The sequence below is a fragment of the Pseudomonas sp. TYF_14 genome, from assembly GCF_043105275.1.
In the GTDB taxonomy this organism is placed as follows: Bacteria; Pseudomonadota; Gammaproteobacteria; order Pseudomonadales; family Pseudomonadaceae; genus Aquipseudomonas; species Aquipseudomonas alloputida.
Map to the genome: position 1 here is coordinate 79,525 of NZ_JBICLK010000035.1, position 22,387 is coordinate 101,911.

Consider the following 22,387-nt stretch of genomic DNA (forward strand, 5'->3'; position numbering starts at 1 on the left):
TCAGGCCACCGCCCGCCACATGGCGCACAGCGGGTCGGCTTCGCTGGCCGGCTGGCACAATTGCACCGCCGCCAGTTGCGGCACGTCGCAGCGGCCCGGGGCATGCAGGTACACCCGCGGCAGGTGCTCGCCGTACAGCTCACAGGTCCGCTCGATCAGTGCCTGCAGGGCCTGGTCGCTGTCAGCGCAGCCTTGCGCCAGCACTTGCTGCCAGGCACCGCCGGCGGCCAGCAGCAATACACTGCGGCGCGGCTCGGCCAGCACGAACAGGAAGTCACCCTGCTCCAGCTGTGCCCAGCACCGGTTGTAGGCAGCCATCAGGTATGGCTGCACCGAACGCAGGCTCAGGCGGCTTTCCCGGCCCAGTGCCTGCAGCCGCTGCAGCAAGGCTTCGGGCAGCGCCGTGGCGATGCGGGCGGCACCGGCAGGCTCCGGTGACAGCACGATTCGCCAGTCGTCCAACGGCTGCCCGTAGAGGTTTTCGAAGCAAGCGCGGGCATAGGCGTCCAGCTCGCGAGGGTGACCGATGGCGTCACTCCAGGGCACCAGGCAGAAGCGGCTGTAGCGGGCCGACAGCAGCACCCGCAACTGGGCGCCACGTACCGCATGCTCGGCCAGCAGTGCGGCCAGCCCGTCAACAGCAGCATCCCAGGTCGGTTGGGTGGCGTCGCTGCTGAATGCGCGGCTGCCCAGCCATTGGTGGTGGTTCTTGTGGCAGCGACCCAGGCCGACACCCTCGGCGCCCAATACGGCGCAGTAACGGTCAGATGAATGTGACACGGTTGATCTCCTCAAGGGTGGTGCGGCCATCGCGGACCAGGTCCAGAGCCGAGGCCCGCAGCAGGCGCAGGCCGCGCTGGCAGGCAAGCGTCTTGATCTGCGCCAGCGGGCGGCGCTCCACGATCATTTGCCGCAGGTCATCATCCAGGTGCAGCAGTTCGGCAATGGCACTGCGGCCGCGGTAACCACTGCCACGGCAGTGGCCGCAGCCCTTGACGCGGACGAACGTCCAGCCGGCCACCCCCTCGCGGGTCAAGCCTGAGCCATACAGGGTGTCGTCATCGTGTTCGCAGGGCGTGGCGCAGTGCGGGCAGGCCAGGCGAATCAGGCGCTGGGCCAGTACCGCATTGAGCGCGGAAACGAAGCTGTAGGGGTCGACCTGCATCTGGCTGAAGCGGCCAATCACGTCGAACACGTTGTTGGCGTGGATGGTGGTGAACACCAGGTGGCCGGTGAGCGCCGATTGCACGGCAATCTGGGCCGTGTCGGGGTCACGGATTTCGCCGACCAGGATCTTGTCCGGGTCGTGACGCAGAATCGAGCGCAGGCCGCGGGCGAAGGTCAGGCCCTTCTTCTCGTTGACCGGGATCTGCAACACGCCGGGCAATTGATACTCGACCGGGTCCTCGATGGTGATGATCTTGTCCACACCATGGTTGATCTCGCTGATCATGGCGTACAGGGTGGTGGTCTTGCCGCTGCCTGTAGGGCCGGTAACCAGGATCATGCCGTAGGGTTCTGCCGCCAACCGGCGCAGGGCGCGCAAGGTCTCGTCGGCAAAGCCCAAGGCTTGCAGCTGCACGCCGCTGACCCGGTCGGACAAGTCCTGCTTGTCGAGCACCCGCAGCACGGCATCTTCACCGAAGATGCTAGGCATGATCGACACCCGAAAGTCGATTTGCCGGTCGCCCACGGCCACCTTGAAGCGGCCGTCCTGGGGCACGCGTTTTTCGCCGATGTCCAGCTCGGCCATGACCTTGATGCGCGAGATCACCTGGTCGGCGAAGGCGCTGCCACTGGCCTTGCCGGCACCGTTGAGCACGCCGTCGATGCGGTACTTGATGGTCAGGCCCTGGCCAGTCATGCCCAGGTGGATGTCGCTGGCGTGCAGCTTGAGGGCGTCGTACAGGGTGGAGTTGACCAGTTTGACCACGCGGCTCTGGTCTTCGCTGATACTGGCCAGCGACAGGCGTTGCAGCGGGTCTCCCTCGCTGCTGGCTTCGGCGTCGTGGTCAAGGGCATCGACTGCGTGGAAGCTTTCTTCATGACGGGCCAGGAAGGTGGCCAGGTCGGCGGCGTGGGCCAGGTAAAGCGGCGCGCCTTGCAGTACGTCGTCGATCCAGGCCAGGCGAGCGGGGTCGAAAGGGTCGGCGAACACGCCCAGCAACTGGCCGCCTTGCTCGATCAGTACACATTCGCGCTTGATGCACTGGGCCAAGGCCACCTTGTCGAAGCGTGGGGTGCTGGCCAGCAGGCTGTGGCTGTCGAGTACCGGGTAATGCAGGGTCAGGCCCAGGCGCCGGGTGAAGGTGTCGGGGGTGTCGCAGGCCAGGCGTTCCAGGCAGTCGAGCAGGCGCTCGTCAGTGGCTTGCAGACGGGCCTGGGCCAGGAGGTCGCGGGGGTAGGCGGAAATTTTTGCTGGGTTCTTCGCGGGCATGCCCGCTCCCACAGGTACATCACAGGTCTGTGGGCTGCATACATCCTGTGGGAGTGGGCATGCCCGCGAAGACGTCGGTGCAGGCTTTGCAGATTCCGGGGTTGCATCGAATGCTTCTGGCATGGCCTGCGACTCCGCTCAGGGGCGCGTCGCAGGCTGGCTCGGCCAGGGGTGCGGGCGCCGCTATTCCCCTGTGAGCAGTTGATCGTCGTCGGGCCCTGGTGGCTTGGCGCCGTTACGGCGGCGGTCGGCCAACACCCAGCTTCCATCGTACAACTGCAGGGGGAACGATTCGTTCCTGTTCTGGCGTCGTTCGACGAACCCTTCGGCCGGGTTGTCCGTGGCCCTGCGCCGGCGCTCGATGCCCAGCAGGTCGAAGATCGCACGCGCCAGCTCCATCAGTGGGAACGGCTTGAACAGGACGTGACTCACTCCGAGTTCGGCGGCCCGCTCACGCACCTCGACGGTGGGGTGGGCGGTGATCAGCACGAAGTGGCATTGCCTGTTCTTGCGTACAGCCTCCAGAACCTGAAAACCTTCCATGTCGGGCAGGCGGTAATCCAGCACAACTACTTGCGGTGCCAGGCTTTCAGCCTGTTCGATACCACTGGCACCGTCGTGGGCAACATGAACTTCCAGGCCTTGCGCCTGCAGATACGCTTGCAGGTTCTGCGCAAGAGTCTGTTCGTCATCGACTACCAATACTCTGTTCACCAAGGTCGACTCCCAAGTACTGCCCGGTTCCCCGGTCTGCGAAGTACGCCCTTGTAGAGACTTGAGCAGGCTTCGTGCCAGGCGTGAATAGTCATGTTGCACCACTGTAAGCCACTGATTTTACTAAGGTGCCGGCCAGCAACCGACAGACGCTGAACAGGCACACCCAACCCGTTCCCCACAAGCGGGGAAAATGATGGCACATTGCCAAACCTTAATTCCCCAGCATTGGGGGAAGCGCCCTCAACGGCCTCAGTCGGCGATTTCCACTTTAGCGGACTCGCGCAAACGTTGGCGCACGGATTGGCGCGCCTGCGCCTCCCGCTGCCCGATGAGCGTTGCCCGAGCCAAGGCCAGGCCGTGTTCGCGTATGACCAATGGATTATCACTTTGGTTCTGCGCTCCTTGCAGTCTGTCCTGGTTGGCATCAAAAAATGCCTCCACTTCGCCCTCGCTCGGCGCGTCGACTGCGCTGAGCAGGGCGTACACTTGCTGGGCCGCCATCTCATGCCGGGTGTATTCAGTGTACTGCGCCCTGTCGAAGCCCGCCTCTGCCAGTCGCCTTTCGAATAACGCCGGGCTGCCAAATGCCGCTTCGATCTCGCCAACCTGCGCCGACACTTGCTCATCGCTGACAGCAATACCTTGGCGTTGCGCTTCCTGCCACAACAGCTCCTTGTCGATCAGCTCGTCCAACGCTTGGTCGCGCAGGCGTTTATACAGGCCTGGGTTGCGGATGCTGGTCACCGCCCTACCCTGGGCGTCCAGGTACTCGCTGAAGTAGCGCTCCAGGCGCATCAACCCGATCTCGACACCATTGACCCGCGCCGCCGGCACATCGGCCCAGCTCACGCTGGTCAGCACCAGCAACAGGCACAACCACACGATCCGCATGACAACCTCCGCTCAAGGGCTGGCCGGCACTGGCCGGTAGGGGCTGACCGAAGTAAAGCGTGGCCCGGGCAGGGCCACCGCCACCACATGGGCACCTGCCATGCCCTGGCGGCGACCAGGGCCAAAGCCCAGTGCCGGGGTCAGGCCGGTGGGCACATCGTGCAGGCCTTCGAGCGCAGCAATCAGTTGCTCGCGGCTGGCATCCCGTCCAATCTGCTTCAGCGCTTCGCTCAGCAGGCGCAACGCGCATAACGTATTGACCTGCAATGACGCCTGGCGCGGATCCAGGCCCTGGCGCTGCTGCAGCCCGGCGAGCGCAGCCAGGCCTTGCTCGGTCCAGTCCTCAGGCACGTAGGGGTAGGCCAGAAACAGCCGCTGCGACCACTGCGCCGGCAAGCGCGCCACAGCGCCGGCTACCTGACTGGAAGCAGCGAACAGGTAGGGCTCGCGGCCGGCCACCTGCAACGCCGCCGCCAACTCGGCAAAGGCCTGGGCGCGGCCAAGGAAGACGATGCCCTGCCCGTCCACCGCCTGGCCGTCGAACGCCTGGATAGCGGGTGGCGCCCAGCCCTGCTGTCGTAAACGCTCGCGCACCTGCTCGGCCAACGCGGCGTGTTCGTTACCGGCATACACCACACGTAACTCATCCGGGGCTAGGCCCAGCGCCACACGGGCGTGCTCTGCCAGGCTCAGCAATTGCTCGGGCAAGCCGGGTAGCGGGTCGAAGACCTGTGCGCTGCCGCCGCTGCGCGGGGTGCTGCCGACCATCGGCACGTTCTGTGGCGCCAGCAAGGTCGTCAGGCGCTGGTCGAGCATGGGCGCCAATGGCGCGATCAGGGCGAACACCCGCTTTTGCTCGAGCAACTGTTGCAAGGCGCGTTCGGCACTGACCGGGTCGGAACCTGGGTCTAGTACGACCAGTTCCAGGCGCCGCCCGTGAATGCCGCCTTGCTGGTTGAGTTGACCCACGCCGTCTTCCAGCACGGCACGCACCACCTGCCCGGCTTCGGCCAGCGGACCGCTCGCGGGCAGCAGCGTGCCAAGGCGCAGCACGCCCTCCTCCACACCAGGGTCGCGTTCATCGGCCAAGCGTTTGAGATAGGCGGTGAGGTTGCGCTGGTCGGCCAAGGTCAGTTCGAAGCGTGGCATGGCCGGGTCGAGGCGATTGCCAGCCGGGTCGATGCCCTGCTGGATGGCCCGCGCCAGGCTGCTGTCGGTGTAGGCCGGATAGCGGCGGCCGTTGGCCTCGCGCGGGCCCTGACCGAGTGCCAGGCGTTGCCAGTCGAGGCCGGGGGGGCGCACACCGCCTTCGGCACGGCCACGGCCGTCGTTGCCATGGCAACTGGCGCAGGGCAGCACGCTGGCGGGGACTGTGATATCGCTGGCGCCGACCCGGGCTTGCAATTGAGCGTCGCTACTGGAGACGCCCTCGCGGTAAAGGCGTTTGCCTGCTTGTTCGTGGTCGGTCAGGTCCAGGGCCAGGGCTGAGGTCGAAGTTGCCATGCCAAGCACGCAGGTAAGCCATATCGCAAGCCCTGTGGGAGCGGCCTTGCGTCGCGAAAGGGCTGCGCAGCAGCCCCGGCAGTGGCAGCTCAAGCGCAGAAAGAGGGGAGCGCTGCGCGCTCCTTTCGCGACGCAAGGCCGCTCCCACAACAGCGGATGCCACAGAGGCCAACTCACCAGGCGGCCCATGATACTCACCGACCTGCCAGCGGCTGGGTCAACAGCTGCATGCGCTGGGCAATCGCCGCTGGCGGTGCATCCGGGCGAATCTTGCTCCAGCGTTTACCTGCAACATCACCGGCAATCAGCTGCGTCGAATGCTGCTCGGGACTCGGCAGGAACTGCCCTATACGGCCAAGCACCAGGTCGACATTGGCCTTGTCACCGGTCAGGAACAACCAGTTCGGCCCATCCACCCCCTGCTTGGCGGCGAACGCCTTCAGCGCCTCGGGGGTGTCGTTCAGCGGGTCACTGCTGATCGACACGAAGGTCACCTGGGCGGCCAGGGCTGGCCCCATGGCCTCGCGCACCTCGCGCAGCTTGCGGGTGATCAACGGGCAGGCATCGGTGCAATGGGTGAAGATCACGTTGAGCATCACCACCTTGTCCTTGAGCACGTCACTGTAAAAGCGCAGCTCGCGGCCATTCTGGTCCTTCAGCACGGTGTCGGTGAACCAGGTCTTGGCGTCGCGGGTACCGCCACCACTGGCCATCGCCTGCGGTGCTGGCTGCGGCTCGGGGGCTTGCGGCGCATGGCCTTCGTGGGCGAACGCCACCGACGTGAGGATCCACAGGCAGCCACCCAGTACCAGCCAGTCGAATGCGCGCATGCCAGCGCGGTGGGAGGTTGCAGTGCTCATGGTTGCACCTCGTGATGGTCGGCAATGGCGGTGCTCTTGGCATGTACCCGGCGCGCACTGAGGCGGTTGATTTCTTCGATCAATACGCCCGGGTCGGTGAAGCCGTAGTAACGCGTCCAGTGCCCGCTACGCCCGTCACCCACCAGTATCAGCGGCGGGTGCTGGCTGAGATCGGCGTTGAAGCTGCCCAGCCCCTTCAGGGTTTCGGTGATGGCGTACGGGGTACCGGTCAGCCAGCTCCAGCCCGGCCCTTTCTGGAATGCCTTGGCATAGTTTTGCAGGCGCTTGGCGTCGTCACGCTGAGGGTCGACACTGATCGACACCAGGCGAACCTCCTCGCCTACCCGGCCGCCCAGCTGCTGCTGGACCTTGCCCATGATCGACGACACCACCGGGCATACCGTGGTGCAGCTGGTGTAAATGAAGCCCATGACCACCAGATGGTCACCCACCAGGTCTTTCTCCAGGCGTACCGGCATGCCGTCCTGGTTCAGCAGCGACACATCGGCAAAACGCACACTGGTCTTTTCCTGGTGCGCCGCCGGGGGCTGCCCGGCATGGCCGTCATGCTCGTGACCGGCGTGGGCCATGGCCAGGTGGCTGGCGAATGCCAGGCTCAGGGCCAACAGTGTGCAAGCAGGCTTGGCGTTCATCGCACATTCCTCACGTCAGTCTGGGAAGCGTTGGTTGCAGCAGCCGGCAGAACGCGCAGGCTGGTGTAGTTTTCTTCGGCAAACTTGCGCCCCAACGAGGGCGACTGCACATGCAGGTACCAGGCGCCGGCCTCAGGCAAGTTCAGCGCCGCCTGGTAGACCCCCTCGCCCACCTCTTGCAACCGAAGGTTGCGCGGCATCGACGATGGCGCCAGGAAGTAGCGCAGGCTCAGGTCGTTCAGGCCCAGGCGCGGCTGCCCGTCGTCACCGACAATACGCACCCGCGCGGTGAAGTCGCTGTGCTGCGGCAGCGGCTGGTCGAGGCCGATGAACTCGGCACGCGCACCTTTGCGTTCGCTGGCACTGGCCCCTGCGGCCACCTCGGTGCTGAAGCAGTGAATGATTTGCGGCTGGTTGAGCAGGAATGCAACGTCGAACTTGCCGGCGGCGGGCAGCTTCACTGTCGAGCCATACACCCCGGGGGCCACTTCGCGCAGGCTGCGATCAACGACGATGGCGGCGCGGGCCTGGTGACCGCGGTTGTTGTAGCCGGACATCGGTGCATTCATGCCTTCGGCATAGAAGTAGGTGGTGTTGTCCACCGGGTTGACCACGAACACCGAATTGTCATCACGCGATACCGACAGCCCCTGGGCCAGTGGCAGGTCACCGGCCTGGCGCGGTGCTGCGGGGCCAGCCTCGAAGCCTTGCACGATGGGCGAACGCCCCTCGCCCAGGCTGGCCAGATTGATCATGCTCACTTTCGGCGAGGCCAGGCCACGCACATAGGCATAGCCTTTGGTGAACGTCAGCTGGTACGGTTCGGCCGCCACCGGGATGTGGTGGATCAGCTTGTCGGTACTGGCGTCGATGACCAGTGCCTGGTTCTCAAGGGTATTGAGCACGATGCCGTAGCGGCCATCATGGCTGAAGCGCATCGGCCCCAGGCCCTGTTCAGCCTGGACCGTGTGGCGCAACTGATGGCTGCGGGCATCGAACACCCGTACGCTGCCCTCCTCGCCATCGACCACGTACACGGCCTGGGACAGCGCCGAATAGCTGACCGACAGCGGGTGCGGGCCCACCTTGATGGTCTTGGCCAGGCGCATTTCCGGGATGTCGATGACGCTCAGGGTGCCGCTGTCGCGATTGCTGACGTAGGCATAGCGCGAGTCGGCGCTGAAGGCGATTTCGTGGTGCCCGGTACCGGTGTTGAAGTGCTTCATGGCGCTGCGCCCCGGCACGTCGATCACTGTTACCCCACCTTTGGCCGGGTCGCTGCTGTTGTTGCCAACCCACAGCCGATGCTGGTCCGGCTGCAGGGCCACGCGCAGCGGCTGGTCGCCGGCGTCCAGGTCGGCCACGCGGGTGAAGGTTTCGGTATCGATCACCGAGACCTTGCCCCGCTCGGGTATCGACACGAAAACCTGCTTGTCGTCGCTGGTGGCCGCCCAGTCCATGGGCCGCCCTGGCAGCTCGATGCGCGCCATGGTGCTGGTCACGCCCCCCACCGACACCGTCGGGTCGATCACTGTCAGGCTGGCGTCATTGTTCAGCATCAGCAAGAAGTAGCTGTTCAGGTCGAGCAGCGGCCGGGCCCCGATGCTGCTCTTGAGAAACAGCGCCACCCGCGCCTTGCAGCTCTGCTCGCGGTCCCCGGCCGGGGCCGACTGTGCCGGGTCGATCCACGCCCCCGGGGCCATGCCCGACAGCGGTTGGCCACTGGTCTGGTCGCTGAGTTTGAAGCGGATGTTGGCGAAGCCGCCCTCCTTCAGTTCGCCGCCGGCTAATGGCCGGGCCTCGAACTCCACGTTCACGCCGTCCCGGCTGAGCCGGTGCAAGGCCTGCGAGCCGCCCCGTTCCTGCAACAGCTCGCGCGGGTCGCACCATAGCTTTTCGTACGCCACGCCCAGGCCGATCAGCGCTACCCCCAGCACTACCCCCAAGTAAGCAGGGCGAGTCTTTTTGTTCATGCTCGCGTTCCCCTTCCGTCACTGCGCCGGGGCCGTTGCCGGCGGCGCTTCGTTGGTCACCCGCAAGATCCCCCACAGCCCCGAGAGGTTGCCGTAGGCGGCGTAGTCGCGGAACAGGTAGTCACCCGCCACCGCGTTCGCACCGCCGGCACTCGGCAGCATGAAGCTGAAGTGAGCCGCTGGCAGTACGCTTTCCTGCGCACCGATGTACATGGCCATCGGGTTGTAGCCAAAGCGCACCGAACCGATACCAGGCAGGCTAATCGGGTAACCGTCCGCATCGCTCTTCTCGGCCTGGTAGTTGTGCAGTGGCCATACGTGCCCGTCCAGCTGGTAGACCATGCCGCGGCTGCCACCACTGGGCATCACGATATGGTTGCGCACCGGTTGGCCAGGCTTGGCGTACAGCACCGGGGTTTGCGGGTCACCACCGACCAGGGCGTTGGCGTAGGCCATGTGGGCGTTGGGTACATCACCAAAGCCCAGGCCATTGGCGCGGCCGAATGGCGAGTCGGGCGCCATGCCGAAGCGCAGCCACAACGGTTCGGTCTTGTAGTTGACCGCCATGTTGCCGTTGTCTTGCGGATCACCGGCAGCGCCGTTGCCTTCGGTATTGATGCCTTCTACCGGACGACCATCGGCCCAGCGCATGTTCAGTGCGCGCTGCCACACCGTGACGAAGTCGCGGTAGTCCGGCTGGCCGCTGACCTTCACCGTGGCCTGGGTACGGGTAGCAGTATCCTCGGTCCAGGTGGCGGTTTGCGGCAGGATGCTCATGGCGCCCACCAGGCCTTTTTGCGGCTGCTTGATGAAGTCTGACGGGGTCAGGTTGAGGCCGCCGAACTCGATAGGCGTGGTGTTTATGTTGTCCACTGTGCGGCCCAGCTGCGACACCGGTTTGCCTTCACGCTCCAGGTGGCCGGCGTAGTACTGGTACTCCTTGGTCGGGTAAGCGCCGCTGGTGCCGGCACGTGGTGGCACGGTCTGCACCGGGTTCAGGCCAACGTTGGCACCGTCTGACTTGGTGATGTCGTAGGCCAGCAGTTGCGCATGCAGGCCCACGTGGCTGGACGGCCGCATCAGGTTGTTGGCAAAGGCGGTGGAGCCTTCGCTGTCGAAGCGGTCACGCTTGACCACGTTGTGCATCACTGCAGTGCTCGGCAGGTCGGGCATCACCAGTGGCAAGCGGTTCTCCAGGGTGATGCTGATGCAGTCGCCGGCATTGGCGCGCAGTACCAGCGGCTCTACCGGGACACCCGCCTTGAGCTTGCCGGTGGTGGCATCAAGGTCAGCCTTGCGCACGTACAGGATCGCGGTCGGGTCATGCAGCGGCGCACTGTGGCCACCGATGGTGAAAGGCTCCCCATCTTCGGGGTCTACCCCACTCACCAGCGGGATGGCGGTTCTACGGCTGTTGAACACCAGGGTGCCGCCGTTGGCCTTGAGCGCGCCACCGACATGCTGGCCGATGCCCGCCGGGTCATTGATGCTGACGCCATTACGGTTTTCGAGGATGTCGTTGGCCAGCGCCGCGACGATCTCGTAGTTGCGCTTGACCGTGGTACGGGTGCCGATGCCGTTAGGGTTGGCCGTGGTTTTCGGGCAGATGCCGTTGAAGTTCACGGTGTTGCGCATGGCCACCGGCTGCGGGTTGTTGGGCAGCGGGAACAGGTCTGCACGCTGCGCGGTGTAGTTGCGCATGATGCCCCAGATACCGTTCCAGTAGCCTTCAAGGGCGGCGTCCAGCGAGTACAGGTAGTCGCCGTTGGTGGCTGCCGAACTGGAGATCATCGACACCGGCGCCATGAAGCCCAACTGCTCGGAGATGCCGATCATTTGCGACGACTTCCAGCCCGAGTTTGAGCTGCTACCGAAGCCAGAACCGTTCTGCAGCCATTTCACGCCGTGCAGGGTGACGTTATGCTCCTCTTCATGGCCACCGGCGTGCATGCGCAGGCGTACGTTGTCGCCGGAATAGGTACGCAGCAACGGGGTGAACGGGTCGCCCGGCTCGGCGCCAGCCGTGTTGATATGCGGCGGGAACAGCGTAGTGCCGCCGGTAGGGCCGACTGCCGAGGTGATCGCCGATGGCGACAGGTTCATCGCCGGGATGGCGCGGTCGGTACGGGTTTGCAGGGCATAGCTGAGGTCGCCGGCCAGGCCGTCGGCCTGCATGCCACGCTTGCCGTCCGGGCCGACCTTGTTCGGGTCATACACGCGCAGGGCCAGCGGCTCGTTGCGGTAGTTGACGACGAACATCCCCGGGTCATCCACCGAGATCGCCTGCGGGCATGGCCGGCTTGGGCAGCCCGGGTTGAGACCGCCGCGTTTCTCGACGATGGCTTCGAGCAGGTTCGACGCCTTGCCGCGCACGGGCGGGTTGATGGCGTAACGGAAGCTGTCGGCAGTGGCCGGGTACGACTGGGCATTGGGAATGCCGTCCGGCCCTGCGCCTACGTACACCCCAGCTTCATAGGCATGCTGGAAGTCACTGTACTCCAGGAAGAACTCGCGGTAGCTGTCGTTCTTGCCGTCGCCATCGTGGTCGCCGGTCTTGATCACCGCCTGCCACGAGGTCGGGCCGCCGTCCTGGCGCGTGGCCGGGTTGTACAACTGCTCGCCGGTTTCGGCGTGGTACCAGGTGGAGCCGGCCGGTTCGGCCAGCACGGTGGCGTACAGACCCAGTTGCTGGTGGGTCGATGGGCCAAGGTGGTCATGGGTGAAGATGGTACCCAGGCCACGGTCGACGTTATGCACGTTCACCAGCGGGTCAGCGAACCAGCGCTGCATGGCTGTACGCGCGCCCAGCCAGTCGGCGCGACCAAAGCGCCCGAAGTACGGGTGCTGTCTGGCTTTCGGGCAGGCAGCGGTGCCATCGCGGCTATCCCCATCAGTGCAACCGTTGTAAGTCCGAATGGCCTGTACGCGCTCGACCACGCTACCGGGCGAGAGAATGCCATCTTCATAGTTCCAGCCGTTGGCCGAACCGTCGGCAGCGGTCAGGTCCCACTTGGGCAGGTGGATGTGCTGGCCGATCACGTCGGTTGGGGTGCGCACCTGGTAATCGTCCATCTCATAGACGTTCGGGATCAGGTTGGTGTGCTGGTACATCGCGCAGTCGAAGGTGTTCATGCGCATCACCAGCGGCTCTGGCGGGCGCTGCTTGGTAATGACCGGCCAGGCGTCTTCCCACAGGGCAATGATGCGTGCCTGAGGGAAGTGGTAGCCCACTTTGTTGTACACCGCGTCGAACTGGATGTTGGCCCCTTTGTAGATGCGTGGGCGGTCGGCAGTGAAGGCCGAGGCGCCACGGAAGTTCACGCCCGTCAGGCTCTCTCCACTGTTGAACTCCCCAACCCCGGAAGACTGGGTCAGGCGTTTTCCACGGTCATCCATGCAGGGCTCGTAGAACGGCGCACCCGCAGTCGGCAAGGCGCCGTTGGTGCGGAACGCACTGGCCACTGGCTGGCTGCCGGGGATCAATGCATAGCTGGGGTGTTCACCCATGGCGTGGAACTGCATGGCTGCCTGCTCGACATCGGTGCCCTCTTCCGGCAGGTAGATGGGCTTGGCCTTGTGCACGACCTTGGTGAAGTCCAGTTTGGTGGTGGTGGTATCCGCTACGCCACCGGCGGAGACGCCGTCCAGTGCATGGCGGCCAAGGCCGCCGTCCCAGCCATCGACCTGGTTCGCATCCAGGTTGGCCCACAGGGCTTTACCACTGTCTTTCAGTTGCCGGGCCAGGGCCGGGTCGAGCATGTCCAGGGGCGGGGTTGGCGGGCGGTTGCCCACGCTGCTTTCCATGCCACCGATCCAGAACGGGTAGCCTGGGTTTTTCAGCGTACCGTCGGCATTGCGGTTGGCCTCGGTGCGGTCAACCAGCGCCAGCGAGCCCACGGCCTTGCGCACGGGCGCCTCACTGGCGTGGTCGTCATCATCCTCGTCTTCGTGGTCATCATCGTTGGCGGCAACCAATGCTTCGGAAAGCTTGGGCACGACCACGACTTTGCCGGGCATGGGCGCCATGGCCTTGCCGGGCAACGGCACGATGGCCGGAATCGGCGTACCGGCAACGATCTCGCCATCGGGCAGGGCCCGGGCGCCAACGGCCGGCTTACCGCTACGCAGGGCAAACGGGATACTGTGGAAGCCATTCTCGCCCTGCCCGCTTACCTCCAGGCGCGTGCCTTCTTCGAACACGTCATGTACCCGCCACATGGCCCACATGCCCTGGGCGAAGTGCGGGTAGAAGTGACAGTGGTAAATGGCATCGCCTGCAACGCGGTTGCGGTTGCCCGAACCACCGTTGGCGATTTCGTAGGTGTAGCCGACGCCGGCGCCGATGCCTTGGGCATCGATGTAGTCGGAGTTGTCGTCATTGGGGTTGAACAGCCACTGGTGGCCGTGCAAGTGGAAGATGTGCTGCTCGTGCCCGTTGTGGGTGTTGCGGAACTTGGTGAAGTCACCGATATAGCTGTGGTGCACATTGGCAGGCTCTGAAGGGTAAAGAGCCATGCTGGCCTTGACCCCGACGGCGCTGGCCGGTGGCACCTCGCCCGGGCGGATGTGTTCCAGGCCGACGTTGGCCGGTACATCCACCAGGGTGCCTATGTCGCCGACTGTGTGGGCGCTGAGGAAGAACTCTTCATAAGCACACGACAGGCAGTCGTGCATCGGGCCCACCCCCAAGCGGTTGGCCACCACTTCGGCACCCATGCCACCAGAGCCGTAATTGATCATGAACGAATCGCGCGCCGGCTCCAGCACGTGGCCCATCACAGGGTCGGCCCAGTAGCCAGGGAAGGCCTGGGTACCGGCAACCTCGTCGGCGAACTGCGAGGCGAAATCACGGAACGCTTCCAGTCGGTTGGGCAGCGCCGGGTTGCGTTTGCCCGCGCTTTCCAGCGGGTAAGTGGATTTTGGGAAGCTGCCGTCGGGGTTGGGGCCCATGACGATGGCATCGGTTTCGCTGCTGATGATCTCGTTGCCGTTGACCATGGCAATGATCGGTTTGCCGGCCTTGCCTTCGGCGATCCACGGTTCGACCTGCGGATAACGGGCTTCGTAATCGATCACGGGCTGGCCGGTGGCGGTTCGACCCGTGGTGGCCAGGCGCATTTCTTCTTCAGTGAGGGTGTTGCGGTAGGTACGGCCCAGTTTGGGCACGACCACCACCTGGCCGAACAGGCCGTTGGAGACGTTGCCCGCCGTGCCCTCGCCGCCGAACGTAGCGGCTTTGCTGGTGGCGGCGAAGGCCCCTTCGCGCTCGGCATACAGGGTGTAGCTGCGGGTGCTGCCGGGGCTGACGAAGAAGTTACTGTTACGCCCGGTATAGGCGGAAATATCGGCAATGCTGTTCACCGCCTGCATCCCGTTGACCTGGAAGCCGACCATACGCTCAGCCACCTGTTCGTCGGCGACAAAGCCTTCGCCGCCTTCGTTTTCAACCTCCGGCCCCTCTTCCTCACCCTCGGGCTCTTCAGCCTCGATACCGTGCTTGTTGGGGTTCGCCTTGTAATCCAGCAGGTTGGTCAGGTTGACCGTGAGGCAGTCACCGGCCGCCACGCGCAGCACGATAGGCCGCGGGCGCTTGTCCGGGCGCAGGGTGACCTTGCCCGGTACCGCGGCCCCGCCCATGCTCAGCGGGACGAGCTTGTCATCCACCACATCCTCGCGCAGGGCAAACATCATGCCGTTGGCGTTTTGCGCGCCAAGGCGGTTGAACATCAGTGGCTGGTCCAGTGCCACCACGTTGGCGACCAGGGTGCGCTGGCACTGCACAGCCGCCTCGCTGGTTGCTTCCCAGCCAAGCAAGGCCAGTACAAGTGATGACAGGATGGGGCCTTTGAGCGGCGTCGACATGCTGCACCTCCGGGACACAGGATCTCTGCGGGGAGCTGGAGCAAGGTGTGTGCCAGAAGAAAAATTCAATATTAATCAATAACTTGTACGATCAACCGCAACGGATTGGGGAGGATCCCCCAGCAGGTTCCCCCGAATCGGGGGACGGAATCCCGTGGGGGCAAAGGCAGCTTCACAAGCGCGCGCTGGCCTCACACAAGGTAAAAACGCACGGTACCCTTGCACAATTGTCGATTGTGCAAGGCAAATTCGCATGCCAGGATCCTGCGATCCTCCAGCGAACTCCAGACTTCACTTGGAAAATCAATAACAAAGCAGGGAGAACGCAATGACTGCACACGCTCATACCCCGGCAGCAACCGACCATGTACTGGCCGAGGTCCGTAACCAGATCGGCCACCTGACCCTGAACCGCCCAGCCGGTCTCAATGCCCTGACCCTGGACATGGTGCGCAGCCTGCGTCAGCACCTGGACCAGTGGGCCGACGACCCGCACGTACGCGCCGTGGTCCTGCGCGGCGAAGGCCCCAAGGGGTTCTGTGCCGGTGGCGATATCCGCTCGCTGTACGACAGCTTCAAGGCCGGCGACACGCTGCATGAAACCTTTTTCGTCGAAGAGTACGCCCTCGACCTGGTCATCCACCGCTACCGCAAGCCGATACTGGTGGTGATGGACGGCTTCACCCTCGGTGGCGGCATGGGCCTGGCCCAGGGCTGCGACCTGCGCGTGGTCACCGAGCGCAGCCGGCTGGGCATGCCCGAGGTCGGCATCGGCTACTTCCCGGACGTGGGCGGCAGCTACTTCCTCTCGCGTATCCCCGGCGAGCTGGGCATCTACCTGGGTGTCAGCGGTGCCCAGATCCAGGCGGCCGACGCCTTGTATTGCCGCCTGGCCGACTGGTACCTGGCCAGCGACCAGCTCGCCGCCCTCGACCAGGGCCTCGACCAGCTCGACTTCAGCGACCACCCGCTCAAGGACCTGCAAAACCTGCTGGCCAGGCTCGGTACCCAGGTACTGGGTGACGCGCCACTGGAAAAGCTGCGCCCGGCCATCGACCACTTCTTCGCCCTGCCCGACCTGCCAGCCATCGTCGAGCAACTGCGTGCGGTGAGCCTTGGCGACAGCCACGCCTGGGCGGTGGCCACCGCCGATCAGCTGGAAACCCGCTCGCCTCTGGCCATGGCGGTTACGCTGGAGATGCTGCGCCGGGGGCGCGAGCTGGGCATTGACGACTGCTTTGCCATGGAACTGCACCTGGACCGCCAGTGGTTCCAGCACGGCGACATCATCGAAGGGGTGCGTGCCCTGATCATCGACAAGGACAAGCAGCCCCGCTGGAACCCGCCGACCCTGGCCGCGCTGCAAAGCCAGCGGGTCGAACAATTCTTCGAAGGCCTGTGAGCCCGGGAGTACACAGATGCAAGACCTCGAACTGAGCGAAGAACAGATCATGATCCGCGACATGGCCCGGGACTTTGCCCGCGGCGAAATCGCACCCCATGCCCAGGCCTGGGAAAAGGCCGGCTGGATCGATGATGGCGTGGTGCGCAAGATGGGCGAACTGGGCCTGTTGGGCATGGTGGTGCCCGAGGACTTCGGCGGCAGCTACACCGACTATGTCGCCTATGCCCTGGCCGTGGAAGAGATCGCCGCCGGCTGCGGCGCCACCGGGGCGATGATGAGCATCCACAACTCGGTAGGTTGCGGTCCGCTGCTGGCCTACGGCACCGCCGAACAGCAACAGCAGTGGCTGCCTCGCCTGGCCAGCGGCGAGGTGATTGGCTGCTTCTGCCTGACCGAGCCCCAGGCCGGCTCCGAGGCGCACAACCTGCGCACCCGCGCCGAGCTGGTGGATGGCCAGTGGGTCATCAACGGTGCCAAGCAGTTCGTCAGCAACGCCCGCCGTGCCGGCCTGGCGATCGTCTTCGCAGTGACCGACCCGGAGCTGGGCAAGAAAGGCCTGTCGGCGTTCCTGGTGCCCACCGACAACCCTGGGTTCAAGGTTGACCGCAGCGAACACAAGATGGGCATTCGCGCCTCCGATACCTGCGCGGTCACCTTCGACAACTGCCGCATTCCTGCCGCCAATATCCTCGGTGAGCGTGGCAAGGGCCTGGCCATTGCCCTGTCCAACCTCGAAGGCGGCCGTATCGGCATTGCCGCCCAGGCCTTGGGCATCGCCCGCGCCGCATTCGAAGCGGCGCTGGTCTACTCGCGTGACCGCATACAGTTTGGCAAGCCGATCAACGAACACCAGAGCATTGCCAACCTGCTGGCCGACATGCAGGTGCAGGTGAACGCCGCACGTTTGCTGATCCTGCATGCCGCCCGCCTGCGCAGTGCCGGCAAGCCGTGCCTGTCGGAAGCGTCACAGGCCAAGCTGTTCGCTTCGGAAATGGCCGAGCGGGTGTGCTCGATGGCCATCCAGGTGCATGGTGGGTACGGCTATCTGGAAGATTACCCGGTGGAGCGCTACTACCGGGATGCGCGGATTACCCAGATCTATGAAGGGTCGAGCGAGATCCAGCGGATGCTGATTGCGCGGGAATTGAAAAACTATCCGCTGTAACGCAAAGGCAACGCGGTTCTTGGGGGCGCGGGCGACGCTGTGGCTGGCACCGGCTTTGCCGGTGTTCGCGGGCGCGCCCGCTCCCACAGGACCCTCTCGCCTCAGCGCCAATACCGCGCGTCATCCACCACCCTGGCATGCCCCTCGAACAGCGCCGGCAACTGCTCCTTGAGGTAGTCGATCCAGGTGCGCACCTTGGCGTCCAGGTAGTGGCGTGACGGATACATCGCATACAGCGCACTCTCCCTCAACCGATACGGTGCCAACAACCGGCGCAAGCGCCCCTGCTCGATCGCCTCGCTGGCGGTGTAGAACGGCAGCAGGCCAATGCCCATGCCCAGCTCGCTGGCCACCAGCATGGCGTCGGCAACGTTGGTGGAAAAACTGTCATTCGGCGCAATCACGCACTGGTCAACCCCTTGCGGGAACACCCAGTCGCCTTCGTACATCGGGTAAGCCATGCGCAGGCAGCGATGGCCGTGCAAGTCTTCGGGGCGCTCCGGTACACCGTGGGTATCCAGGTAACCGGGGGCCGCGCAGGGGATGCTGAAAATGTTGCCCAGCGGCACAGCGATCAGCTGCGAATCCGGCAGCGCACCGTCCACGGTGATCACCACGTCATGCCCTTCGGCCAGCGGGTCGGGGTTGCGCTGCGACAGCGTCAGCTCGATCACCACATCCGGGTATAGCGTGTTGTAGCCGGCCACCAGCGGCATCAGCAACAGCCCCATGCCGTGCGGGCAGTGCAAACGCAGATGGCCGCGAGGCGTAAGGTGCGCCCCTCGCGCCTCGCCCACGGCTTCTTCGGTCAGCAGCATGATCTGCCGCGCACGCTCCAGAAACCGCTCACCCGCCTCGCTCATGCGCAGGCGCCGGGTGGTGCGGTGCAGCAGGCGGGTCTGCAGCTGGTTCTCCAGCTCGGCGACGATGCGCGAAACCTGCGCTGCAGAAATATCCAGAGCATTGGCAGCTGCAGCGAAGCTGCCACATTCCACCACCCGGGTGAAGGTACGCATGGCATGCAGCATGTCCATGAAGGGGTGCTCCTTGTTTTATTCCTGCATTAAAGGCAGGAATCTATCACGGTTTAGCCCATTTATTGTGGATGACCAATGAATAGATCATTAGCCATCCATTAAAAAAGGAGCCTGTCATGAAACGCTCGATCGCCGTCCTTGCCATTACCGCTGCCTTCGCCTCGTTCGGTGCTTTTGCCGATGCAGGCAATAACCAGCCAGTCAGCAGCCAATATGAATACGGCATGCCGCTGGACGTGGCCAAGGTCATCTCCATCACGCCGGCCAGCAACGCCGCCGACTGCCAGGTAGGCACCGCACACATGGTGTACGTCGACCATCAGGGCCAGAAGCGCGAAATCGACTACCGGGAAATGGGCAACTGCTCGCAGCAGTGAGTCAGGCCAGCACTTGGGTGATCCAGCCCACCTGCTGATTGAAATCGTCGATCTTCGCCTGAGGCACCGCATCGCGGGCCCGCTGGAAATTGGCCAGGGTCTGCTGCTTCTGCCGCAGCATGCGCCGCCACTTGACTACAAACGCCTCGCTTTTTTCCTGCATCAACACGGGGCCGAAGTACAGCTGTTCAGCGCTATACACCCCCCTGCCCGGCTCGGCGACGATGATTTCGTAGTCGAAGCGGTTCTCCCGCAGCAGCTCTTCGCTGACGATCTGGTAACCATTACCCGCCAGCCACTGGCGCAGTTCGCGCTCACCGCCATTGGGCTGCAGTACCAGGCGCGTGACGCCGCCAAGGCGCTGCTTGCCGGCTTCGAGTATCTCGCACATGGTGTCGCCGCCCATCCCGCAGATGCTCACCACCGAGATACGGTCTTGCGGCTCGACCGCTGCCAGCCCATCGGCCAGGCGTACGGTTACCTGCGCTTGCAGGCCGTTTCTGCGCACATTGCGCTGGGCCGAGGCGAACGGCGTCTGCGCCACTTCACCCGCTACCGCGGCCTCGAGCACGCCACGCAGCATCAAGGCCACCGGCAGGTAGCCGTGGTCCGAGCCAATGTCGGCCAGGCGCGCGCCCTGTGGCACATGGGCGGCCACACGCTCCAGGCGCCTGGACAAAGTCTGTTCGTTCAACGTAAACCTCTGGTTTTGCAATCGCCCGCGATTCTGACGGCGAACGCCGCGCATTTCAAACGCCGAGGCACCCTCGACCGGGCTGGTGTGCTCGCGTAGGCTTGCCGTTTTCCTTACGTTGCAAGGCAGACACACCATGGCACATGCAGACATCATCTACACCCCGGACCCGGACGCCGAGTCGATTTCCTCGGACGTTGCCGAGTACAACGGCGTGCTGGTCACCACGCAAATCCCGACCCACGCCGATGGCAGCCTGGAACTGGGCGGCATCGTCGAGCAGAGCGAATGCACCCTGCAGGCGCTGAAAGTGGCCCTGGAAAAGGCCGGTAGCGGTATGGACCGCGTGCTGCACCTGACCATCTACCTGACCGACATGGCCGACCGCGCAGCGTTCAACGAGGTGTACCAGCGCTTCTTCAGCAAGCCCTGGCCGGTGCGTGCGGCGGTGGGTGTGGCTTCACTGGCCTTTGAAGGCATGCGTGTAGAAGTGACGGCGATGGCTGCCAAGCGCTGAGCTGCGCTTGTGGGGGTGCGCAGCGCCCCGACATCGCTGATTGGTCGCAAAATCGCCGGGGCCGCTCTGCGGCCCTTTCGCGACGCTAGGCCGCTCCCACAGTTGCGCGTACCCGCAGCCAATCCCGCACCTCTCGGCACCCCAATGATGCCGCCAGCCCGTTTCACCGCTACAATGCCCGCCTAAACCGTGACAGCCCGAAAATATAACGACATGTCCCTTCCAAAGAATCACCTGGAACTGCTCAGCCCTGCCCGTGACGTGGCCATCGCCCGTGAAGCGATCCTGCACGGCGCTGACGCCATCTATATCGGCGGCCCGAGCTTCGGCGCGCGCCATAACGCCTGCAACGAAGTCAGCGATATCGCCGAGCTGGTCGAGTTCGCCCATCGCTACCATGCACGCGTGTTCACCACCATCAACACCATCCTGCACGACAACGAGCTGGAACCGGCGCGCAAGCTGATTCACCAGCTGTACGATGCCGGCGTTGACGCGCTGATCGTGCAGGACCTTGGGGTGATGGAGCTGGACATCCCGCCAATCGAGCTGCATGCCAGCACCCAGACCGACATCCGCACCCTGGAACGGGCCAAGTTCCTCGACCAGGCCGGGTTCTCGCAACTGGTACTGGCGCGGGAGCTGAACCTGCAGCAAATCCGCGCCATCGCCGCCGAAACCGATGCCGCCATCGAGTTCTTCATCCACGGCGCGCTGTGCGTGGCGTTCTCTGGCCAATGCAACATTTCCCATGCGCAGACCGGCCGCAGCGCCAACCGTGGTGATTGCTCGCAAGCCTGCCGCCTGCCCTACACGCTGAAAGATGACCAGGGCCGCGTGGTTGCGTTCGAGAAACACCTGCTGTCGATGAAGGACAACAACCAGACCGCCAACCTGGCTGACCTGGTCGATGCCGGCGTGCGCTCGTTCAAGATCGAGGGCCGCTACAAGGACATGGGCTATGTGAAGAACATCACCGCCCATTACCGCAAAGAGCTCGATGCCATCCTTGAAGACCGCCCTCAGTACGCCCGCGCGTCCAGTGGCCGTACCCAACACTTCTTCCTGCCCGACCCGGATAAAACCTTCCACCGCGGCAGCACCGACTACTTCGTGACCGACCGCAAGGTCGATATCGGCGCCTTCGACTCGCCAACCTTCACCGGCCTGCCGGTGGGCGTAGTGGAAAAGGTCGGCAAGCGTGACATGCAAGTGGTCACCGACGTACCGCTGACCAACGGCGACGGCCTCAATGTGCTGGTCAAGCGCGAAGTGGTGGGCTTCCGCGCCAACATCGCCGAACCGCGTGGCGAATTCGAAGAAGACGGCCAGAAGCGCTACCGCTATCGCGTCGAACCCAACGAAATGCCCGAAGGCCTGCACAAGCTGCGGCCCAACCACCCGCTGTCGCGCAACCTCGACCACAACTGGCAACAGGCCCTGCAACGCACCTCCTCCGAACGCCGGGTCGGCGTGGAGTGGCACGCGGTCCTGCGCGAGCAGCGCTTGATGCTTACCCTCAGCAGTGAAGAAGGCGTGAGCGTGCAGGTGGCCCTGGACGGCCCATTCGGCGTAGCCAACAAGCCGCAGCAGGCACTGGAGCAGTTGCACGACCTGCTCGGCCAGCTGGGCACCACCCTGTACCACGCCGACCGCATCGAACTGGATGCCCCACAGGCGTACTTCATTCCCAACTCGCAGCTCAAGGCCCTGCGCCGCGAAGCCATCGAGGCACTGACTGCAGCACGCGTGCAGGCGCATCCGCGTGGCGGGCGCAAGGCCGAGACCACGCCACCGCCGGTGTACCCCGAGTCGCACCTGTCGTTCCTGGCCAACGTATACAACCAGAAGGCCCGCGACTTCTACCACCGCCACGGTGTGCAACTGATCGATGCGGCCTATGAAGCGCATGAAGAACACGGCGAAGTGCCGGTGATGATCACCAAGCACTGCCTGCGCTTCTCCTTCAACCTGTGCCCCAAGCAGGCCAAGGGCGTGACCGGCGTGCGTACCAAGGTGGCACCGATGCAGCTGATTCAGGGTGACGAAGTACTGACCCTGAAGTTCGACTGCAAGCCGTGCGAGATGCATGTGATCGGCAAGATGAAGAGCCACATCATCGACCTGCCGACCCCGGGCAGCGCGGTGGCCCAGGTGGTGGGGCATATCAGCCCCGAAGACTTGCTCAAGACCATCCCACGCGGACCGCACTGAGTTCGCCGGGCAGGGCCTCTTGGCCGCTAAACCGATGTGTGTCCACCCCGATCAGGTGTAGGAGCGGGTTTACCCGCGAATA

16 protein-coding genes are annotated in these 22,387 nt (G+C 64.4%); 5 read left to right on the forward strand and 11 right to left on the reverse strand.

Going from position 1 to position 22,387, the window contains the following annotated elements; translation table 11 throughout:
• From ACF8O8_RS11910 to mnxG, 9 genes are all read right to left on the reverse strand, one after another.
• Positions 1-780, reverse strand: a complete 780-nt coding sequence (locus ACF8O8_RS11910; RefSeq protein ID WP_392509748.1) for a hypothetical protein — start codon at positions 778-780, stop codon at positions 1-3.
• The gene (locus tag ACF8O8_RS11915) at positions 764-2,437 is read right to left on the reverse strand and encodes a GspE/PulE family protein (protein WP_392509749.1); all 1,674 of its coding nucleotides are present in this window, start codon (positions 2,435-2,437) and stop codon (positions 764-766) included. Before ACF8O8_RS11915 ends, ACF8O8_RS11910 begins: the two co-directional genes overlap by 17 nt.
• Before the next feature lie 183 nt (positions 2,438-2,620).
• Complete coding sequence (locus ACF8O8_RS11920; RefSeq protein ID WP_019437656.1) at positions 2,621-3,154, reverse strand: response regulator; 534 nt, start codon at positions 3,152-3,154, stop codon at positions 2,621-2,623.
• A gap of 249 nt (positions 3,155-3,403) precedes the next feature.
• A complete protein-coding gene (locus tag ACF8O8_RS11925; protein WP_010954348.1) occupies positions 3,404-4,045 on the reverse strand; it encodes a SurA N-terminal domain-containing protein in 642 nt (213 codons plus the stop codon).
• Positions 4,046-4,057: 12 nt separating this feature from the next.
• Positions 4,058-5,548 (reverse strand): ABC transporter substrate-binding protein, encoded by a 1,491-nt coding sequence (locus tag ACF8O8_RS11930; protein WP_061405662.1) that lies wholly within the window; start codon positions 5,546-5,548, stop codon positions 4,058-4,060.
• A 194-nt stretch (positions 5,549-5,742) separates the two neighbouring features.
• Positions 5,743-6,408 (reverse strand): SCO family protein, encoded by a 666-nt coding sequence (locus ACF8O8_RS11935; RefSeq protein WP_010954350.1) that lies wholly within the window; start codon positions 6,406-6,408, stop codon positions 5,743-5,745.
• The gene (locus tag ACF8O8_RS11940; protein WP_392509750.1) at positions 6,405-7,061 is read right to left on the reverse strand and encodes an SCO family protein; all 657 of its coding nucleotides are present in this window, start codon (positions 7,059-7,061) and stop codon (positions 6,405-6,407) included. The genes ACF8O8_RS11935 and ACF8O8_RS11940 overlap by 4 nt, the downstream gene beginning before the upstream one ends.
• Positions 7,058-9,034, reverse strand: coding sequence for a cytochrome D1 domain-containing protein (locus tag ACF8O8_RS11945; protein ID WP_350297975.1), 1,977 nt, complete (start codon positions 9,032-9,034; stop codon positions 7,058-7,060). The genes ACF8O8_RS11940 and ACF8O8_RS11945 overlap by 4 nt, the downstream gene beginning before the upstream one ends.
• Before the next feature lie 18 nt (positions 9,035-9,052).
• On the reverse strand, positions 9,053-14,896 hold the full coding sequence (gene mnxG / locus ACF8O8_RS11950) for a manganese-oxidizing multicopper oxidase MnxG (RefSeq protein WP_392509751.1): 5,844 nt from the start codon (positions 14,894-14,896) through the stop codon (positions 9,053-9,055).
• A 328-nt stretch (positions 14,897-15,224) separates the two neighbouring features.
• Between mnxG and ACF8O8_RS11955 the strand changes: the two genes are divergently transcribed.
• Both ACF8O8_RS11955 and ACF8O8_RS11960 read left to right on the forward strand, forming a co-directional pair.
• Positions 15,225-16,298 carry an enoyl-CoA hydratase/isomerase family protein gene (locus tag ACF8O8_RS11955; protein ID WP_392509752.1) on the forward strand — a complete coding sequence of 358 codons (1,074 nt, stop codon included), beginning with the start codon at positions 15,225-15,227 and terminating at the stop codon, positions 16,296-16,298.
• A gap of 16 nt (positions 16,299-16,314) precedes the next feature.
• Positions 16,315-17,466 (forward strand): acyl-CoA dehydrogenase family protein, encoded by a 1,152-nt coding sequence (locus ACF8O8_RS11960; RefSeq protein WP_014590771.1) that lies wholly within the window; start codon positions 16,315-16,317, stop codon positions 17,464-17,466.
• A gap of 101 nt (positions 17,467-17,567) precedes the next feature.
• Here the strand turns inward: ACF8O8_RS11960 and ACF8O8_RS11965 are convergent, their stop codons facing one another.
• Positions 17,568-18,500 (reverse strand): LysR family transcriptional regulator, encoded by a 933-nt coding sequence (locus ACF8O8_RS11965; RefSeq protein ID WP_239607783.1) that lies wholly within the window; start codon positions 18,498-18,500, stop codon positions 17,568-17,570.
• Positions 18,501-18,619: 119 nt separating this feature from the next.
• Between ACF8O8_RS11965 and ACF8O8_RS11970 the strand changes: the two genes are divergently transcribed.
• A complete protein-coding gene (locus ACF8O8_RS11970; protein ID WP_010954357.1) occupies positions 18,620-18,880 on the forward strand; it encodes a DUF2790 domain-containing protein in 261 nt (86 codons plus the stop codon).
• Between the two features lies 1 nt (position 18,881).
• On the opposite strand, the gene ACF8O8_RS11975 is transcribed toward ACF8O8_RS11970, so the two are convergent.
• Complete coding sequence (locus tag ACF8O8_RS11975) at positions 18,882-19,574, reverse strand: tRNA (adenine(22)-N(1))-methyltransferase TrmK (protein ID WP_004577523.1); 693 nt, start codon at positions 19,572-19,574, stop codon at positions 18,882-18,884.
• Between the two features lie 136 nt (positions 19,575-19,710).
• On the opposite strand from ACF8O8_RS11975, the gene ACF8O8_RS11980 reads away from it, so the two are divergent.
• Both ACF8O8_RS11980 and ACF8O8_RS11985 read left to right on the forward strand, forming a co-directional pair.
• Positions 19,711-20,091 (forward strand): RidA family protein, encoded by a 381-nt coding sequence (locus ACF8O8_RS11980; RefSeq protein WP_004577524.1) that lies wholly within the window; start codon positions 19,711-19,713, stop codon positions 20,089-20,091.
• 213 nt (positions 20,092-20,304) lie between these two features.
• A complete protein-coding gene (locus ACF8O8_RS11985; RefSeq protein WP_004577525.1) occupies positions 20,305-22,305 on the forward strand; it encodes a U32 family peptidase in 2,001 nt (666 codons plus the stop codon).
• Positions 22,306-22,387 lie beyond the last annotated feature (82 nt).

What these genes read in the sequence shown, in the direction of transcription:
- ACF8O8_RS11915 (WP_392509749.1), bottom strand. Translation starts at nt 2,437, where the DNA reads ATGCCCGCGAAGAACCCAGCAAAAATTTCCGCCTACCCCCGCGACCTC.
- ACF8O8_RS11925 (WP_010954348.1), bottom strand. Translation starts at nt 4,045, where the DNA reads ATGCGGATCGTGTGGTTGTGCCTGTTGCTGGTGCTGACCAGCGTGAGC.
- ACF8O8_RS11930 (WP_061405662.1), bottom strand. Translation starts at nt 5,548, where the DNA reads ATGGCAACTTCGACCTCAGCCCTGGCCCTGGACCTGACCGACCACGAA.
- ACF8O8_RS11935 (WP_010954350.1), bottom strand. Translation starts at nt 6,408, where the DNA reads ATGAGCACTGCAACCTCCCACCGCGCTGGCATGCGCGCATTCGACTGG.
- ACF8O8_RS11940 (WP_392509750.1), bottom strand. Translation starts at nt 7,061, where the DNA reads ATGAACGCCAAGCCTGCTTGCACACTGTTGGCCCTGAGCCTGGCATTC.
- ACF8O8_RS11945 (WP_350297975.1), bottom strand. Translation starts at nt 9,034, where the DNA reads ATGAACAAAAAGACTCGCCCTGCTTACTTGGGGGTAGTGCTGGGGGTA.
- mnxG (WP_392509751.1), bottom strand. Translation starts at nt 14,896, where the DNA reads ATGTCGACGCCGCTCAAAGGCCCCATCCTGTCATCACTTGTACTGGCC.
- ACF8O8_RS11955 (WP_392509752.1), top strand. Translation starts at nt 15,225, where the DNA reads ATGACTGCACACGCTCATACCCCGGCAGCAACCGACCATGTACTGGCC.
- ACF8O8_RS11960 (WP_014590771.1), top strand. Translation starts at nt 16,315, where the DNA reads ATGCAAGACCTCGAACTGAGCGAAGAACAGATCATGATCCGCGACATG.
- ACF8O8_RS11965 (WP_239607783.1), bottom strand. Translation starts at nt 18,500, where the DNA reads ATGGACATGCTGCATGCCATGCGTACCTTCACCCGGGTGGTGGAATGT.
- ACF8O8_RS11970 (WP_010954357.1), top strand. Translation starts at nt 18,620, where the DNA reads ATGAAACGCTCGATCGCCGTCCTTGCCATTACCGCTGCCTTCGCCTCG.
- ACF8O8_RS11980 (WP_004577524.1), top strand. Translation starts at nt 19,711, where the DNA reads ATGGCACATGCAGACATCATCTACACCCCGGACCCGGACGCCGAGTCG.
- ACF8O8_RS11985 (WP_004577525.1), top strand. Translation starts at nt 20,305, where the DNA reads ATGTCCCTTCCAAAGAATCACCTGGAACTGCTCAGCCCTGCCCGTGAC.